The sequence below is a fragment of the Shewanella mangrovisoli genome (assembly GCF_019457635.1).
Taxonomy (GTDB): Bacteria; Pseudomonadota; Gammaproteobacteria; order Enterobacterales; family Shewanellaceae; genus Shewanella; species Shewanella mangrovisoli.
Genome location: NZ_CP080412.1, coordinates 3072563 through 3088615, shown reverse-complemented (window position 1 = coordinate 3088615; position 16053 = coordinate 3072563). Strand labels below are relative to the sequence as shown.

Annotated in this window: 17 protein-coding genes; 9 read left to right on the top strand and 8 right to left on the bottom strand. The window is 49.2% G+C overall.

Going from position 1 to position 16053, the window contains the following annotated elements:
- Nucleotides 1–253: 253 nt before the first annotated feature.
- The 7 genes from agaR to K0H60_RS13615 all read left to right on the top strand — a co-directional run bounded on the left by agaR (nucleotide 254) and on the right by K0H60_RS13615 (nucleotide 8483).
- Complete coding sequence (gene agaR / locus K0H60_RS13645; RefSeq protein ID WP_011623288.1) at nucleotides 254–1039, top strand: transcriptional repressor AgaR; 786 nt, start codon at nucleotides 254–256, stop codon at nucleotides 1037–1039.
- 12 nt (nucleotides 1040–1051) lie between these two features.
- Complete coding sequence (locus K0H60_RS13640) at nucleotides 1052–2422, top strand: Gfo/Idh/MocA family protein (protein WP_011717585.1); 1371 nt, start codon at nucleotides 1052–1054, stop codon at nucleotides 2420–2422.
- A 5-nt stretch (nucleotides 2423–2427) separates the two neighbouring features.
- Nucleotides 2428–3714, top strand: coding sequence for a class II D-tagatose-bisphosphate aldolase, non-catalytic subunit (locus K0H60_RS13635; protein ID WP_220056065.1), 1287 nt, complete (start codon nucleotides 2428–2430; stop codon nucleotides 3712–3714).
- 7 nt (nucleotides 3715–3721) lie between these two features.
- Complete coding sequence (agaS, locus tag K0H60_RS13630; RefSeq protein WP_220056064.1) at nucleotides 3722–4882, top strand: D-galactosamine-6-phosphate deaminase AgaS; 1161 nt, start codon at nucleotides 3722–3724, stop codon at nucleotides 4880–4882.
- Between the two features lie 20 nt (nucleotides 4883–4902).
- A complete protein-coding gene (gene agaK, locus K0H60_RS13625; protein ID WP_220056063.1) occupies nucleotides 4903–5829 on the top strand; it encodes an N-acetylgalactosamine kinase AgaK in 927 nt (308 codons plus the stop codon).
- Nucleotides 5819–7003, top strand: a complete 1185-nt coding sequence (agaAII, locus tag K0H60_RS13620; RefSeq protein ID WP_220056062.1) for an N-acetylgalactosamine-6-phosphate deacetylase AgaAII — start codon at nucleotides 5819–5821, stop codon at nucleotides 7001–7003. The genes agaK and agaAII overlap by 11 nt, the downstream gene beginning before the upstream one ends.
- 121 nt (nucleotides 7004–7124) lie before the next feature.
- Complete coding sequence (locus K0H60_RS13615) at nucleotides 7125–8483, top strand: sugar MFS transporter (protein ID WP_220056061.1); 1359 nt, start codon at nucleotides 7125–7127, stop codon at nucleotides 8481–8483.
- Here the strand turns inward: K0H60_RS13615 and K0H60_RS13610 are convergent.
- The 8 genes from K0H60_RS13610 to K0H60_RS13575 all read right to left on the bottom strand — a co-directional run bounded on the left by K0H60_RS13610 (nucleotide 8473) and on the right by K0H60_RS13575 (nucleotide 14155).
- Nucleotides 8473–8775, bottom strand: a complete 303-nt coding sequence (locus tag K0H60_RS13610; RefSeq protein WP_011623281.1) for an AzlD domain-containing protein — start codon at nucleotides 8773–8775, stop codon at nucleotides 8473–8475. The two genes, K0H60_RS13615 and K0H60_RS13610, sit on opposite strands and share 11 nt — an antisense overlap.
- Nucleotides 8772–9467, bottom strand: a complete 696-nt coding sequence (locus K0H60_RS13605) for an AzlC family ABC transporter permease (RefSeq protein WP_258405827.1) — start codon at nucleotides 9465–9467, stop codon at nucleotides 8772–8774. Before K0H60_RS13605 ends, K0H60_RS13610 begins: the two co-directional genes overlap by 4 nt.
- Nucleotides 9468–9605: 138 nt before the next feature.
- Entirely contained in the window at nucleotides 9606–10442 is an 837-nt protein-coding gene (locus tag K0H60_RS13600; protein ID WP_220056059.1) for an AraC family transcriptional regulator, read from the bottom strand.
- A 169-nt stretch (nucleotides 10443–10611) separates the two neighbouring features.
- The gene (locus K0H60_RS13595; RefSeq protein ID WP_220056058.1) at nucleotides 10612–11286 is read right to left on the bottom strand and encodes a Vat family streptogramin A O-acetyltransferase; all 675 of its coding nucleotides are present in this window, start codon (nucleotides 11284–11286) and stop codon (nucleotides 10612–10614) included.
- A 109-nt stretch (nucleotides 11287–11395) separates the two neighbouring features.
- Entirely contained in the window at nucleotides 11396–12289 is an 894-nt protein-coding gene (locus tag K0H60_RS13590; protein WP_220056057.1) for a bifunctional transcriptional activator/DNA repair enzyme AdaA, read from the bottom strand.
- Between the two features lie 13 nt (nucleotides 12290–12302).
- Nucleotides 12303–13070: an SDR family oxidoreductase gene (locus K0H60_RS13585; RefSeq protein ID WP_220056056.1), complete on the bottom strand. Its 768-nt coding sequence runs from the start codon at nucleotides 13068–13070 to the stop codon at nucleotides 12303–12305.
- Nucleotides 13071–13212: 142 nt separating this feature from the next.
- Nucleotides 13213–13587, bottom strand: a complete 375-nt coding sequence (locus K0H60_RS13580) for a hypothetical protein (protein WP_220056055.1) — start codon at nucleotides 13585–13587, stop codon at nucleotides 13213–13215.
- 112 nt (nucleotides 13588–13699) lie between these two features.
- Nucleotides 13700–14155 carry a nuclear transport factor 2 family protein gene (locus tag K0H60_RS13575; RefSeq protein ID WP_220056054.1) on the bottom strand — a complete coding sequence of 152 codons (456 nt, stop codon included), beginning with the start codon at nucleotides 14153–14155 and terminating at the stop codon, nucleotides 13700–13702.
- A 693-nt stretch (nucleotides 14156–14848) separates the two neighbouring features.
- Here K0H60_RS13575 and K0H60_RS13570 point away from each other — a divergent pair.
- Together K0H60_RS13570 and K0H60_RS13565 are read left to right on the top strand one after the other, a co-directional pair.
- The gene (locus K0H60_RS13570; protein ID WP_220056053.1) at nucleotides 14849–15400 is read left to right on the top strand and encodes a hypothetical protein; all 552 of its coding nucleotides are present in this window, start codon (nucleotides 14849–14851) and stop codon (nucleotides 15398–15400) included.
- Nucleotides 15393–15893: a hypothetical protein gene (locus tag K0H60_RS13565; RefSeq protein WP_220056052.1), complete on the top strand. Its 501-nt coding sequence runs from the start codon at nucleotides 15393–15395 to the stop codon at nucleotides 15891–15893. Before K0H60_RS13570 ends, K0H60_RS13565 begins: the two co-directional genes overlap by 8 nt.
- The last annotated feature ends 160 nt before the right edge of the window (nucleotides 15894–16053 follow it).

The window sequence follows — 16053 nt, the reverse complement described above, 5'->3', positions numbered from 1 at the left end:
TTTCGAAGTCTTATTTATAGCGTTAAATTCTGTAATCGATCAATAAAAAAATGTAAAAACACTTTCAAAAAGTTTCACATTCATGCATGATGAAAATCAACTTATGGCAAAAACTTGAGCTAAAGATGCGTAAGTTATTGTTAATTTAGTTATTTGTTTTTTAGATAGTGAAAAGTGATTTCGAAAGTGTTTGAAAGTTGTTCTTGGCGTGTTACCTTTCAATCGATAGTTAATCGAAAGAATGGAGAAGCTTGTGAGTACTTTGAACACGATAGAAAGGCAGCAGGAAATTGTGCGAATGACACAGTTACAGGGAAAGGTCTCTGTTGCCGAACTCGCAGAACACTTTGGGGTATCTGAAGTCACGATCCGTAGCGATTTAGCCATGTTGGATCAGAAGCAGTTACTGGTGCGCTCCCGCGGCGGCGCTATGGTCAACAGTGAGCTGATTCGGGAGTTATCACTCAAGGAGAAGGGCAGTTGCCATTCGGCCTTAAAGCAAGAGTTAGGTAAGGCTGCGGCGGCCTTGGTGCAAAACGGCGATCGCTTATTGCTCGACTCTGGGACGACCACCCAACAGGTGGCGGCGAACCTGATGGAGCATAAGGATCTGATCGTGATGACCAATGGCCTGAATATCGCCACTGAATTGGCTAAGGCCGATGAAGTCGAGGTGATGTTAACTGGCGGCCTGTTACGTAAAAAATCGTTGTCGTTCTACGGCAACATCGCCGAGAACAGCCTGCGGGATTACAACTTTAACAAGTTGATTTTAGGGGTAGATGGTTTCGATTTGCGGGTGGGATTAACCACTCACTTTGAAAAAGAGGCCAGCCTCAACCGAATGATGTGTGAGATAGCGAGTGAAATTATCGTTGTGACTGACTCATCAAAGTTTGATCAACAAGCATTCCACGTTATTTGCAGCAGTCGCCGTATTACGCGCCTAGTGACAGATACCGGGATCCCAGAGCGCTATGTTGATGAATTAACTAAACAAGGTGTGCAATTACACCTCATTGAGAAAGCTAATTTATAACGGGGAATTACTATGTCGGGTTTTGATCGTCGTTCGTTTTTAAAGGCTTCTATGGTAACCGCTGCGGCAACGGCCTTGGCGGCCTGTGCTAGCAGTGAACGTGCTACAGGCACAACACCTAAGGCTGCGGGTAAATCTGTGATGGGGCTGGTCGTGCCCAAAATGGATGAGGTTCGAGTGGGGTTAATCGGGGTGGGTGAGCGCGGTATCGGGTTTGTGCATCATTTCAGCCGTATCGAAGGTGCCCGCATTACCGCCATCTGTGATACCGATACCTTAGTGCTGGCCCGCGCTGAAAAAGCCATTAACGAATATGGACGTGACAAACCTGCTTATTTTAGCAAGGGCGACCATGCGTACCGCGATCTGTTAAACCGTGATGATGTGGATATCGTCGTGATTGCCACACCATGGGCCTGGCATCACCCCATGGCGAAAGAAGCCATGTTAGCGGGCAAGCATGCCTTCGTCGAAGTCCCGATGGCGGGCACGATTGAAGAGCTGTGGGATCTAGTGGATACCGCCGAGCTGACCCAACGTAACTGCATGATGATGGAAAACGTCTGTTACGGCCGTGATGAGCTGATGGTGCTCAACATGGTACGCCAAGGGCTGTTTGGTGAACTGCTCCACGGTGAAGCGGCCTATATTCACGAACTGCGCTGGCAGATGAAGGAAATCGACCGTAAAACAGGCTCTTGGCGCACGGCTTACCATGCAAAATACAATGGTAACCTCTATCCAACCCATGGTTTAGGTCCCGTCGCCCAGTATATGAATATCAACCGCGGCGACCGTTTAGACTATTTAACCTCTGTGAGTTCTCCTTCATTAGGTCGAGCTGCGTACGCGAAACGTGAGTTCCCTGCGGATCATCAACGTAACCAACTCAAGTACATTGGTGGCGACATGAACACCAGTCTGATTAAGACGGTAAAAGGTCGCAGCATCATGGTGCAGCATGATACGACCACGCCTCGTCCTTACAGCCGCCACAACCTGATCCAAGGGACAAACGGCGTGTTTGCGGGCTTCCCTAATCGTATCGCGCTGGAAAACGGTGGCTCTGGCAGTTATCACGAGTGGGATGAAAACATGGACTCATGGTACGCCAAATATGATCACCCTCTGTGGACTCGTATGGGCAAAGAGGCGGAGGAAAATGGCGGCCACGGTGGCATGGACTTCTTGATGTGCTGGCGGATGATTTACTGCCTGCGTAATGGCGAGGCACTGGATCAGGATGTGTACGACGGCGCGGCATGGTCGGCGGTATTCCCCTTGTCGGTGGCCTCAGTCGGTGACCGTGGTAACTCCAAGGACTTCCCAGACTTTACCCGTGGCGTGTGGCAAACCGCGAAACCCCTCGGCATTGTGGGGTAAGCGCTATGTCAGTGATTCAAACTATCATTGACGCCAATAAAGCAGGTCAGCAGGCGGGCATTTTTGCCGTCTGCTCGGCCCAGCCCTTGGTGTTACAGGCGGCGCTCTTGCAGGCAAAGGCGAATGGCACGCCCCTACTTATCGAGGCGACTGCCAACCAAGTGAATCAGTTTGGCGGTTATACCGGGATGAAACCACAGAATTTCATCGACTTCGTCACTCAAATGGCCGTTGAACTTGGCCTTGAACCTTCGCAGTTACTCTTTGGTGGCGACCACTTAGGCCCCGTCGTTTGGTGCCAGCAAGCCGCCGAAGAGGCGATGCAATTGGCCGAAGACCTTATCGCCGAATATGTTAAGGCGGGATTTACCAAAATCCATCTCGACACCAGTATGGCCTGCGGCGGTGATGTGCTTCCCTTAGCGGATGAACTTATCGCTGCACGTGCTGCGCGGCTCTGTGCGGTGGCCGAAGCCCACCGTGCGCCCGAGCAAGCACTCTGTTATGTGATAGGTACTGAAGTGCCCGCGCCCGGCGGCGTGAGTGAGATGGAGGCAGAACTTGCGGTCACGCCTGTCAGTGCCATTGAACATACCTTAAATTGCCACCGTGCCGCCTTTGCCGAGGCAGGGCTGGGTGAGGAGGTGTGGCAAAAGGTGATTGCGGTCGTCGTTCAGCCAGGGGTGGAGTTTGATAACAGCCAAGTGCATTTGTTTGAACCCGAGGCAACCCATGCCCAAAGCGAGTTCATTCGCGGTTATCCCAGATTAGTGTTTGAGGCGCATTCGACCGATTATCAGCTCAGCATGGGGTATCAAGCCTTAGTGCAGCAGCATTTCGCGATTTTAAAAGTGGGCCCACAGCTTACTTTCGCACTGCGGGAAGCTTTGTTTGCCCTGTCCCATATCGAAAATGTGCTGTGTCAGCCTGAACAATGCTCGGATTTGCGCCAAAGCTGTTTTGAATTAATGCGAGATAACCCTAAGTATTGGCAAGGGTTTTATGCCGACAGTGAGGCGTTAAAGTGGCAACTTGGCTTTAGCTTTAGTGACCGTGTGCGTTACTACTGGCCGAGTCTGCAGAGTAAGGTCGAGCAGCTATTGAGTAACTTAGCTCAGAGCATTCCTCTGCCGCTGATCAGCCAGTATTTACCGAACCAATATACGGCGGTGTTGGCGGGGGAACTTAAGCCCACGGCCCGTGAACTCGTACTGCATAAAATTACCGAAGTATTGGCCGATTACGCCAATGCCTGCCAGCTTCCTGTGATGCAATCACCTTTAAAGGGATGATATTTTGATGTTAACCAGTCCTCTTTCTCCATTCGAACATGAAGATAGCAACCTGTTATTGAGTGCAGAGCAATTAACCCAATATGGCGCCTTTTGGACGGCGAAGGAAATCAGCCAGCAGCCTAAAATGTGGCGCAAAGTGAGCGAGCAGCACAGTGATAATCGCACTATTGCTGCTTGGTTGACGCCGATTCTGGCAAAGCCGCAGTTAAGGATTATCCTCACTGGGGCGGGGACGTCGGCCTATATAGGAGATGTGCTCGCGGCCCATATTCAGCAGCATTTACCTTTGGCAACCCAACAAGTTGAAGCCATCAGCACCACGGATATTGTTAGTCATCCAGAGCTGTATCTGCGGGGCAATATTCCTACACTGTTGATTTCCTATGGCCGCTCGGGAAACAGCCCCGAGAGTATGGCGGCGGTCGAACTGGCAGAGCAATTGGTCGATGATTGTTACCATTTGGCGATCACCTGTAATGGTCAGGGAAAGCTCGCCAACTATTGCGCCGACAAATCCCACTGCTACTTGTATAAGTTGCCCGATGAAACCCACGATGTGAGTTTTGCCATGACCAGCAGCTTTACCTGTATGTACTTGGCGACATTACTGATTTTTGCGCCAAATTCTCAGGCATTGATGCAATGCATCGAGATGGCCGAGCACATTTTAACTGAGCGGTTAGCTGACATCCGTCTGCAATCGGAGCAGCCCAGCAAGCGGGTGGTGTTCCTCGGGGGCGGGCCACTTAAGGCCATCGCCCAAGAGGCGGCGCTTAAGTACCTTGAACTCACCGCTGGGCAAGTGGTGAGTGCCTTTGAGAGCCCGCTCGGGTTTCGCCATGGGCCAAAATCTTTAGTCGATAGTCATACGCAAGTGCTAGTGATGGTGTCGTCGGATCCCTATACTCGTCAATATGATAACGATTTAATTCAAGAGCTTAAGCGAGATAATCAAGCATTATCTGTATTGACGCTTTCCGAAGAATTGTTAACTGGCAGCAGTGGGCTTAACGAAGTCTGGTTGGGATTACCCTTTATTTTGTGGTGTCAAATCCTAGCCATCTATAAAGCGATTCAACTAAAAGTATCGCCAGATAATCCTTGTCCTACGGGGCAAGTTAATCGAGTTGTGCAGGGTGTCAATGTATATCCCTTTGTAAAATAAATATAAATAAGGGCAAGGGCATGTATTACGGTTTAGATATAGGTGGAACAAAGATTGAGTTAGCGATTTTTGATACTCAATTAGCGCTACAGGATAAGTGGCGTTTAAGTACTCCTAGGCAGGACTACAGTACCTTTATGGCAACGCTGGCCGAGCAAATCGAAAAGGCGGATCAGCAATGTGGTGAGCGCGGTACCATTGGGATTGCGCTCCCCGGGGTGGTGAAAGCCGATGGGACTGTGATTTCGAGTAATGTGCCTTGCCTTAATCAACGCCGTGTTGCCCATGATCTTGCTCAGTTGCTCAATCGAACCGTGGCAATCGGTAACGATTGCCGCTGTTTTGCCCTCTCCGAAGCGGTACTCGGGGTAGGCAGGGGCTACTCCCGCGTACTGGGGATGATTCTCGGCACGGGCACTGGCGGGGGGTTATGTATCGATGGCAAGTTGTATCTTGGTGCAAACCGACTCGCCGGAGAGTTTGGTCATCAAGGCGTGAGCGCCAATGTTGCCCGTCGACATCAACTGCCGCTCTATGTCTGTGGCTGCGGGCTTGAGGGCTGCGCCGAAACCTATGTGTCAGGCACTGGACTTGGCAGACTCTACCAAGATATCGCGGGGCAAACGGCCGATACCTTTGCTTGGCTGAATGCACTTCGGTGTAACGACCCGCTCGCCATCAAAACCTTTGAAACTTATATGGATATTCTCGGCAGCTTAATGGCTTCATTAGTGCTGGCGATGGACCCGGATATTATCGTGTTGGGCGGCGGGTTATCCGAGGTGGAGGAAATTCTCGCCGCCTTACCCCAAGCAACCAAGGCGCATCTTTTTGATGGCGTGACGTTGCCGCAATTTAAATTGGCCGACTTTGGTTCGGCCAGTGGCGTGCGCGGCGCAGCCTTGCTCGGCCACGGGCTCGATGCGGGGATAAGCTATGAAGCCTAATACGGATTTTATGCTGATAGCCGACGGCGCTAAGGTGCTAACTCAAGGCAAGCTTGCTGAGCACTGCGCAATTGAGGTGTCGGATGGCATTATTTGCGGCCTTAAATCCACAATATCGGCAGAGTGTACGTCGGATAAACCACACTACCGATTGACCTCTGGCACGCTGGTGGCGGGATTTATCGATACGCAAGTCAATGGCGGTGGGGGCCTGATGTTCAATCATGCTCCAACACTGGAAACCTTAAGGTTGATGATGCAGGCCCATCGCCAGTTTGGGACCTCGGCCATGCTACCGACGGTGATCACCGACGATATTAAGGTGATGCAGACGGCGGCAGATGCGGTGGCCGAGGCGATAGATTGCCAAGTTCCAGGGATTATCGGTATCCACTTTGAAGGCCCGCATTTGTCAGTCGCAAAACGCGGTTGTCACCCTCCCGCCCATTTACGCGGCATCACTGAGCACGAGTGGCAGCTGTACTTAAGGCAAGATCTCGGTGTCAGGCTTATCACCCTAGCGCCAGAATCTGTCACTCCAGAACAAATCAAACGCCTCGTGGCCTCCGGCGCCATTGTCAGTCTTGGGCATTCGAATGCCGATGGTGAGACAGTGCTTAAGGCCATTGAGGCCGGCGCATCGGGTTTTACCCACCTCTACAACGGCATGTCGGCATTGACGTCCCGTGAACCGGGCATGGTGGGCGCGGCATTGGCCAGTGAAAACACCTACTGCGGGATTATTCTCGATGGTCAACATGTGCATCCCATCTCGGCATTGGCGGCGTGGCGAGCAAAGGGTACTGAGCACCTGATGTTAGTCACCGATGCCATGTCGCCCTTAGGGAGTGAGCAAACGGAGTTTCATTTCTTCGATGGCAAAGTGGTTCGTGAAGGAATGACGCTGAGGGATCAACATGGCTCCTTAGCGGGCTCTGTGCTGGATATGGCAAGCGCGGTGCGTTATGCCGCTACCGAACTCAATCTTGGCCTTAGCAACGCAGTACAGATGGCGACACGCACGCCCGCCGACTTTATTCAGCGGCCGCAATTGGGGGACATTGCCGAAGGTAAACAGGCGGATTGGGTCTGGCTCGATGATGAGCAGAGAGTCTTAGCGGTTTGGATTGCTGGGGAATTGCAGTATCAAGTCGAGCAGGCTCAGTTTGCGTAAGTTATCGATATATCAATTAAAACAATAAGTAAAGCGGCATTAATTTGGGTGAGCTAAGTGCTCAACCCATGGCCCATTCAACAAGCAAAATAACAATAAACCAATAACAAAAGGTGAAACGATGAAATTCACGTCCGACAGTACCCAGCCTACGGCCTCGCCGCAGGGCAGTTTTATTCCTATGTTACTGATAGGCATTTTATTTTTTGTCTTTGGCTTTGTGACTTGGCTCAATGGTGCCTTGATCCCATTTTTAAAAATCGCCTGTCAGTTGAATGAGTTTGAAGCCTATTTAGTTACCTTTGTGTTTTACATTGCTTATTTTGTGATGGCACTGCCGACCTCATCCATCCTCACAAAGCTCGGCTATAAGATGGGTATGACCTTAGGTTTAGGGATTATGGCGGCAGGCGCGGGCTTGTTTATTGTGGCGGCTTTGGTCGGGCATTTTGCGACCTTCCTCTTGGCGTTATTTGTGTTGGGTACGGGCTTAACCTTGCTGCAAACGGCGGCCAATCCTTACATTGTCTGTATTGGCCCAAGGGAAAGCGCGGCAATGCGGATAAGTTTAATGGGGATAGTGAATAAGGGCGCGGGCTTTATTGTGCCAATAATCTTCACGGCTTGGATTTTAACGGGCATGGAACCCTACAGTGAAACGGCATTGGCCAGCCTGTCCGATGCGCAGCGCCAATTGGCGTTAACGGAATTAGCCAATCGTTTAGTACAGCCCTATTTAATGATGATGTTTGTACTTTTGGGGTTGATGGCCTTTGTGTGGTTTTCACCGCTGCCAGAGCCCGAATTAGGAGAGCGAGTCGAGCGTACCCAAGCCGATTGGAAGGCGATTCTGCAGTATCCGCAGGTGATATTAGGGGCACTGACACTCTTCAGTTATGTGGGCGCCGAGGTGATTGCTGGCGATAGCATAGGACTATTTAGTCAAGGACTCGGTGTCGCGCACTTTGGCATGATGACCTCCTACACCATGGGATTTATGGTACTTGGCTATGTGCTCGGAATCTTGTTGATCCCAAGATGGATCAGCCAGCAAACGGCATTAGTGGGTTCGGCTATCGCGGGCTTGTTATTTACCCTCGGGGTTTTGCTCAGCGACAGTCAAAGCCAAGCTTTATCTGAGCTGTTACTCGGTTGGTTAGGCGTGTTACCCGTGCCCGATCCCGTGCTTTACTTAGCCCTGCTTGGGTTAGCAAACGCCTTGGTATGGCCTGCGGTGTGGCCATTAGCCCTTGAAGGGCTCGGGCGCTTAACGGCCACCGCATCGGCGTTACTGATCATGGGGATTGCGGGCGGTGCGATTCTGCCACTGCTTTATGGCTACATCGCCCATAGTCAAGGTGACAGCCAAATGGCGTACTTCTTACTGTTACCATGTTACGGCCTAATATTTTACTACGCCATTTGGGGCCATAAGTTAACGGCCAAAGTGGCCTCAAGCACTGCGATGGTTAATGAATAGCAAAGAAAAGTCCCATGCTCAGCACTGTGGTCAATAGGGTATTACGCGTGACAAATGCTAATACCGTTGCGACCACAGCGCATATCAAGTAGCTGTTATCTAAGCTTAAATCGAGTTTTCCCTCCTGCACGAATACGATAGGTGCAAAGATGGCCGTGAGTACGGCGGGCGCAGAATAACTCAAAAAGGTCTGGGTATTTTTACTCAGCCTTAGCGGCAATTTGGGCTCGAGCAGTAAATGCCGACTGATAAACACCACCGCCGCCATTGAAAAAATCATTAACCAGATCATAGTGTTTCCTCAGCTTGGGTGGCAATCGTGTCGGTTTTGGGGGCTGGTTTATCTTCGCCCGTGACTTTGGCATAGAGCACGCCAGCGCTCATTCCCGATAGGGCGGCAATTAACAGTCCCGCCTGAATATCCAGTACGGCGCACACCACAGCTAAGGTGAGTGAAACTAGCACACAGACTAAGATGGACGGCTTTTTCACTGTGGGGACCACGAGGGCAATAAAGGTCGCGGCAATGGCAAAGTCGAGTCCTAATTCGCCTAAGTTATCGATAGCATTGCCGGCGATAATGCCGAGCAGGGTGGCGAGGTTCCAGCCGAGGTAAAAACTCAGGCCGCCGCCCAACGCGTACCAAGGATCGAATTTGTGCAGCTTGCCTTGGTTGGCGATGGCAAAGAGTTCATCGGTCAATAAAAAGCCCAGAGTGAGGCGCCATTTGAGTGGTAAGGGGCTGATTTGGCTGCGCATCGCCATGGCATACAGCAAGTGACGCGAAGTGATCAGCAAAGTCGTGATTAAAATGCTCCACAGACCAATCCCCGCCTTAACCATACCAAGCGCGACCAATTGCGCGGCGCCCGCGAAAATAATCGCCGACATGGCCTGACTTTCTATTGGTGTCAGTCCGACTTCTATCGCGAACGAGCCTGCGAGGATCCCCCAAGGCACCACGGCAATGGTGAGTGGCAACATGGCGAGTGTGCCTTTGAAAAAGGCCTTGGTTTTACTGGATGTTTGGGGGTGGACAATATACGGCTCTGACACTCTGACTCCTCACAACGGCTGGGATAAAAAGAATATAAGGGGTTAAGGCTAACGTAAAATCAGGGTTTAAGCTTGGATAATATTGCGGCCAATCCCCTTGGCAAATTGCCCTGGGGTGAGCCCGACAGTCTTTTTAAAATGGCGGTTTAAATGGCTTTGATCATGAAAGCCGCACTCCACGGCAACATCCAGCAGCTTAATACCTTGGCCTATTTTCTGTTTTGCCAGTCTGACTCTAGCTTGAGTTTGATAGGCGTGGGGCGGCAGACCATAACAACGTTGGAATTGTCTGAGCAAATAATAGGGGCTTAATCCCGCGAGTGCTGCCAACTCTTCGAGGGAGATATCGGCCGCGGGATGATCGTCAATAAAGGATTTCACCAAGGCTAATGCGGGCTTAGCGTTTGCTCCTAAGTGTTCACTGGGATAATTACGGCCATGGCGCGCCATAAGTTGCGTCAGGCTCGAATAGACCAGACTTTCGCGCAGTAGGCGATTGTCCGAGGTATCTAAGGTGCTAAAGGTGAGGCGCAGCAATTCGGCAAGCTCAGGGTCGTGCACTACGGGTTGTGGGAAATAGGGCGCGCCGCGACTTGAAGTGAACTTCTGAGTCATATTGGCAAATTGATCAGGGACGGGATACATAGCACGATAGGACCAGCCGTCTTCGGTGGCGCTACAGCCATTATGCACTTCGTCGGCATTGACAAGAATAATGCTGTGCTTTGGCGCCACATGGTTGCCACCGGTGCGATAAAAGCGCTGTGCGCCCGTTTCAATCACGCCAACCGTGTAACCTTCGTGGGTGTGGCGACTAAAATTTTGCTTATGGTAGTGGGCATTAAGTAGCTCAAGGCCACCCAGTTCATTGGCGATGTGGTAGGCCGCATGTTCAGTGTTCATTCGGCCTCCTTTATCGACTGGATGAATGGGCGAGTGCGTTTATCAAGACCAAGGTGTTTAACGCTTGTTTTGCCAGATAGTAACCCAGAACGCCTCGACACTTTTGTACAAAATTGCGCTTTGCCGTGTTTTTGGGGAAGTTTTGGGTACTGTCTTCTGACGCAAATGCTTAGGGCCGCGAGTGTATTTCATCGGCCAAGCGGGCTAACAGGCTAAGATCGGCGCCCACAATGGCAGGTAAATGCTCGCTGATTTTCTCAATTGGCCAGTCCCACCAGGCAATGGCGAGTAATTTGTCTATTACTTCGGGTTCGAATCGCAACTTAATCACAGTTGCGGGGTTGCCGCCGACGATGGCGTAGGGCGGCACATCCTTAGTGACCACGGCTTGGCTGGCAATAATGGCACCATGGCCGACGTTGACGCCGGGCATAATGGTGGCGTTATAACCTATCCACACATCATGGCCTATGCGGGTGTCGCCCTTAAAGGGTAAATCCTCGGGCTTAGGTGCCGCCTTTTCCCAACCATTGCCGAAGATATAAAAGGGATAAGTGGAAAAGCCCGACACCTGATGATTGGCGCCATTCATAATGAATTTAACATCCCGTGCAATGGCACAAAATTTACCAATAATCAGTTTATCGCCAATAAAGTCAAAGTGATAAAGCACATTTGACTCGAAACGCTCTGGCCCTGCTGGGTCGTCGTAATAGGTGTAATCGCCGACGATAATGTTGTCACGGCTAATAAAGTTCTTCAGAAACCCCACCTGAGGGAATCCTTTTAAGGGGGATTTGTCGTTCGGGTTAGGTCCATGTTGAGATGGGGAATGCGTCGGCATGTTTGCCTCCCTGATTATTCAATAGCTAAGAATTGGGTAATAGCGCGCAGTTAAGAGTCAAGCGCCGTTAAGCACTGGAAAGCCCAGTTAAACCCGCTGGTGGATCTTTTTACTCACAATAGGCCGCTTCCCTTGCCAATATGGCATGTTTACGGGTTTCACCCCAGCGATAGCCGCCAAGTTCACCACTTTGACGTAGCACTCGATGGCAGGGGATGAGTAATGCCACCGGATTAGCGCCAATCGCCGTACCGACGGCGCGTGAGGCCTTAGGCTTGCCAATGGCCTTGGCAATATCACCGTAGGAGGCGACCTCTCCCTTAGGTAAATTCAGCAGGGCGCGCCACACATTGAGCTGAAAATTAGTGCCTTTTACCCAGAGCGATAGCGGGGCTGGCTCGGCTTGGTGAATAGCCTGAGTATTAGGTGCAGTTAAATTCAGCGCTGCGGCACTCGAGCCCGTAAAGTACTGGCTAAAGAGGTGATCAATTAAGCTTGCCGTTTGCGCCGTGTCCTCATAAATGGTGGCCTGACTCCAGCTTTGCTTTAAACGTTCCAATGGCGATTGAATTTGCTGCATATCGACAAAATCAAACTGGCAAATGCCCCGCGCCGTTTGGGCGATAAAGGCCAAACCAAAGGGCGTGGAATGATAGCCATAGGCAATGTTGATCCCTAAACCTTGCTGGCGATATTCGAAGGGGGTGACCGCCTCGAGTTGCACAAAATGATCGTACAAACGCGAGCCACTGCTCAGGCCTAACTCATAACTGGCACTCAAGGTCGAGTGGGACGGCTGCTGCAATAACTGTTTTGCCCGCTCAAGGGTTAAAGCCTGCAAATAACGCTTGGGAGTGATCCCCGCCCAGCGACTAAAGAGACGCTGAAAATGGTATTCACTTAAATGGACGTGCGCCGCAATCTCGGCCAGTGAGGGTTGATGACCCACATGCTGACGAATAAAGTCAATGGCACGCGTAATTCGCTCGTAATCTTGGGTCATCGTTATCCATTCCTTAGGTTTTACAGATGGACACACCACCATCGACCAATAAGGCTATCCCTGTGGTAAAACTGGCCGCATCGGAGGCAAGATATAGCGCCGATTGGGCAATTTCCGCGGGATCTGCAAGGCGCTTGAGGGCATGAAGATTCTTCACAAAGGCCATGGCCTCCGGGGTATTGGCAAACTCCCGCCCCATGGGGGTATCTGTGCCGCCTGGTAATAGCGCATTGACCCTAATCCCGCGCGCGCCATACTCAACGGCCAAGGATTGGGTGAAGCCAATCATCCCCGCTTTACTCGCCGCATAGGCCGCCGTTTGCGGAAAGCCTATGGTATAGCCAACAAAGGAAGATGTAAAAATAATCGACCCTGCGCCACGTTTAAGCATTTGTGGTAATTGATATTTTGCCGCTAAAAATGCACTGGTAAGGTTAGTTGTTAGGGTGTTTTCCCATTCCGCTCGGCTAAGCGCATCCGAATCCACGCCTAACTCACCATTAATGCCGGCATTATTAAAGGCGATATCCAATCCACCATACTGCTCGACGGCAAGCGCCACTAAATCACTGGCATACACCTCGTCGGTCACATCGCCCGCCAGATAAACCGCTTCACCGCCTTGGGTGATGATCTCATCTACCAATGAGGCCAATATGGCGCCGCGGCGTGCGCCCAGCACCAGTTTTGCGCCTTCACGGGCGAAGCGTTTTGCGGTGGCATAGCCAATCCCCGAACTTGCCCCAGTAATGATTGCGACCTTTCCCTGTAACACTGCCATAGATATGTCTCCATTAATTGCCTCGGCCAATATGCGCCGATAGAGACATAGTGAAGGGTTAGGGCAGGTTACTCGACCCGAATCTTGCGCTTTTACACTCGGCGCTAAAGCCGTGGAATTCTGTATGGATTGTCACTGAGTTTTAGACAACGCCAGTAGCGTAAATCAGTAGCAAAGAGAGCGGGACGGAAACAACACCGATTAAGCGAAATTGATTCTTAAACGCTTGGGCTGACCATAGGGCAAATCTACGATGCTTACTCAGCGGCGTACATGCCAAGCCTATTCCCACACAGAGTAAGACAATGCCTATCGCAAAAAAGAGCGCTGGAAATCGGGTGTCGGCGCAATATTGGATAAAAATCACACCCGCAATAATTCGGCTAACCACCTCAACAATATGGAAGTAGGGCTGCTCGCTAAATGCAATAATGCCATCAGCGAAAGCCGCAGGCTTAACGACCATCACAAGACTGAATAACAGCATCAATAGGCCAAAAGCCGCAATAAAGTACATCGCCATTCCTTGTCTTGTGAGGTGTACTAAAGCCTATATCCAAAGGTTTAATCGATACTTTTCAACTCAATAGTTAAGCCTGTATCGGTTTACCCTCTTTATCGCACAAGCCTTACCACAGCTCTTTTACCAGGGAGATTTTGCCATCGGTAAAGCCAAATAAGACCAGCAGGGGCTGCCCTTGCTGCCATTGTCCATCGGGTTGAATGCTGCCGTGGGCATATTCGACGGCGACATGGTTTTTACCCACAATGTAATTTAATACCCGCTGCTCCTTCGGCTGTTGATAGGCGCCGCGAGCAATATTGCGGATAAAGGCACTGCGCCAACTGGCCCTATCAAAATTAGCGCCATATTCGAGGTGGATATAATTCACATTGGGATGCAGTAATCCCAGAAAATCATCGACATCTTGTTCGCTAGAACCCGACTGGCTGACCTTATCTAGAGCTTTAAAGTAGGCATGAATTTGCGGTAATTGGCACTCAGCACCACAGGTTTGGCTCGCGTTTGCTGATGGACTCAGCAGACAACAGAGGGTGAGCAACATCGATAAATAGTATTTCATCGCAACTCCTTTGCATTGGTTATAAAAATGTCTAAATGTTGATTTTGGCTAGATTACTCTGCAGTGGCATAAAAAACAAAACAAGGTTGTGGGCTTCACTCCCACACTCGAATTCCAATAAGCCTTTGGTATGGAAGATAGTCTGTTATTTGCAATTAAGGCATTTTAACAATGAGAGTCTTGTTAAACTGTTGTTGAACCTGTCTTCGTTAAATTATTTAAAAGCAAAGTCAAAGTCGTGGGGCTTCACCCCACACCCGACCAAGAGGGGATCAACAGCAATTCCCTCTTGGATCTCCCTTGCCGCCCCCTACGGAGTTGAAAGCCCCTTGTGCTCATTGCCAAATTTGCTATCGCTTCCGAAGGATGCGTCCCTGCACCTGCGAAAGCTAGCTTGCCATCCATGGCAAGACTCACGCAATTTGTCTATTCGCCCTGCGGCAACTCCGAGGGGAGGTGTATTCTGCTACTTCGGAGTTAACTGTTAATCCCAAAAGATTCAAGCATGTCCCGCCTTTTTACTAAGCCTTTGGTATACCTGATAGTCTGTTATTTGTAATTAGGATATTCCAAGGATTTAGCAATGGGTGTCTTATTAAATCTGATTTTTTACTCAACAAAACTAAGGATTAGGTGTACTATATGTTAAGTCAATAATTTTATTGGCTTATTAAGATGATTGAAGGTGTTAGAATGGATGATTTAGAACTAGATTTATACATCAGAAAATGCGCAAGCAAAAATATTAACTCACCAGTAAATATAAGTGAGAGCTCAGAGCTTTTTTTACTAGCATTAAACCTTCTTATCAATAAGAGTAAAAACAACATCAGAATGATAATCAATTTTCACAAAGGTCAAGCATCTCAAACTATTTTTGACAGCTTGAATGAAGATGTGGTTATCAACAATGTTGTTGATTTTTTGAAAATGAAAAATTCAAAAATTCATATACTTACTAATGAGCAAAAGAGAGTTAGAGATTCTGTTTTTTTTAAAAAAACATCTGAATTTAGTAGTCAGATAAAGTTAAGGGCAATCCCTCCTAAAATTTATGAGGAAATTTCAAACAAAGGTTTGGATTTATTAATTGCTGATGAGAATTCAGTAATAGTTGGAGCTTGTTATTATCAACCGAACTATTATGTTAACTTTGGAGACGAAAGTGCTTATGAAAAACTGAATAGTTATTTTAATCGGCTTAAAACTGCGGTTGATGCACTTGGTGGGGCTAAATATGACTGATTCAGTGATCGTATTGTATAAACTAGCCCAGTTTTCATCCTTAATTGAAGTCAGTGTTGGCATTAACTTAGTATTTTCTGTATGGGAGTCGATTAGGAATCTTGCAGTCATAAGACTTAAGGATATATCTGATGATATAGATAAAAAACTTGCAGCTTATTTGGGCCCAAAATATAAAAACTCTCGATGCTCCACAGATTTTCAAACAAAAGTGGATAATCATTTGGGACGTTTGAAAACATTATCTAGTGTGGCTAAATGGACTGGTCTAGCGTCAACGGTGATTATGGTGACTATTCTAATTTTGATAGGGTTTAACCCTGATTTTTCAGTAGACTTAGGTTCTTTGCTTGTAATAATTTTTATAGCTGTATTTGTTTCTCCACTATTTATGATTGTAGGAAATGCTTATGTTTACTTCGTAAAATCTTCTGTTGAGCGTTATGGCCAACAATGGATTACCTCTTTAGAAGACATGAAGGAATTTGCATAAGAATTCCCCGTTAACGGGGACGCTTTTCACCTGCCTAACATCCCCGTATACCTATAAGCGCACTTAGCCAACGCTGTGAAGCGTTGGCACGTTAGCCCGCCGTGAGGCAGCGTATCCCAAGGGGATAGCCATGCTTAAAAATACCTGCCTTTTGTGGTGA

What these genes read in the sequence shown, in the direction of transcription:
- K0H60_RS13640 (WP_011717585.1), top strand. Translation starts at nt 1,052, where the DNA reads ATGTCGGGTTTTGATCGTCGTTCGTTTTTAAAGGCTTCTATGGTAACC.
- K0H60_RS13635 (WP_220056065.1), top strand. Translation starts at nt 2,428, where the DNA reads ATGTCAGTGATTCAAACTATCATTGACGCCAATAAAGCAGGTCAGCAG.
- agaS (WP_220056064.1), top strand. Translation starts at nt 3,722, where the DNA reads ATGTTAACCAGTCCTCTTTCTCCATTCGAACATGAAGATAGCAACCTG.
- agaK (WP_220056063.1), top strand. Translation starts at nt 4,903, where the DNA reads ATGTATTACGGTTTAGATATAGGTGGAACAAAGATTGAGTTAGCGATT.
- agaAII (WP_220056062.1), top strand. Translation starts at nt 5,819, where the DNA reads ATGAAGCCTAATACGGATTTTATGCTGATAGCCGACGGCGCTAAGGTG.
- K0H60_RS13615 (WP_220056061.1), top strand. Translation starts at nt 7,125, where the DNA reads ATGAAATTCACGTCCGACAGTACCCAGCCTACGGCCTCGCCGCAGGGC.
- K0H60_RS13610 (WP_011623281.1), bottom strand. Translation starts at nt 8,775, where the DNA reads ATGATCTGGTTAATGATTTTTTCAATGGCGGCGGTGGTGTTTATCAGT.
- K0H60_RS13605 (WP_258405827.1), bottom strand. Translation starts at nt 9,467, where the DNA reads ATGTTGCCACTCACCATTGCCGTGGTGCCTTGGGGGATCCTCGCAGGC.
- K0H60_RS13600 (WP_220056059.1), bottom strand. Translation starts at nt 10,442, where the DNA reads ATGAACACTGAACATGCGGCCTACCACATCGCCAATGAACTGGGTGGC.
- K0H60_RS13595 (WP_220056058.1), bottom strand. Translation starts at nt 11,286, where the DNA reads ATGCCGACGCATTCCCCATCTCAACATGGACCTAACCCGAACGACAAA.
- K0H60_RS13590 (WP_220056057.1), bottom strand. Translation starts at nt 12,289, where the DNA reads ATGACCCAAGATTACGAGCGAATTACGCGTGCCATTGACTTTATTCGT.
- K0H60_RS13585 (WP_220056056.1), bottom strand. Translation starts at nt 13,070, where the DNA reads ATGGCAGTGTTACAGGGAAAGGTCGCAATCATTACTGGGGCAAGTTCG.
- K0H60_RS13580 (WP_220056055.1), bottom strand. Translation starts at nt 13,587, where the DNA reads ATGTACTTTATTGCGGCTTTTGGCCTATTGATGCTGTTATTCAGTCTT.
- K0H60_RS13575 (WP_220056054.1), bottom strand. Translation starts at nt 14,155, where the DNA reads ATGAAATACTATTTATCGATGTTGCTCACCCTCTGTTGTCTGCTGAGT.
- K0H60_RS13570 (WP_220056053.1), top strand. Translation starts at nt 14,849, where the DNA reads ATGGATGATTTAGAACTAGATTTATACATCAGAAAATGCGCAAGCAAA.
- K0H60_RS13565 (WP_220056052.1), top strand. Translation starts at nt 15,393, where the DNA reads ATGACTGATTCAGTGATCGTATTGTATAAACTAGCCCAGTTTTCATCC.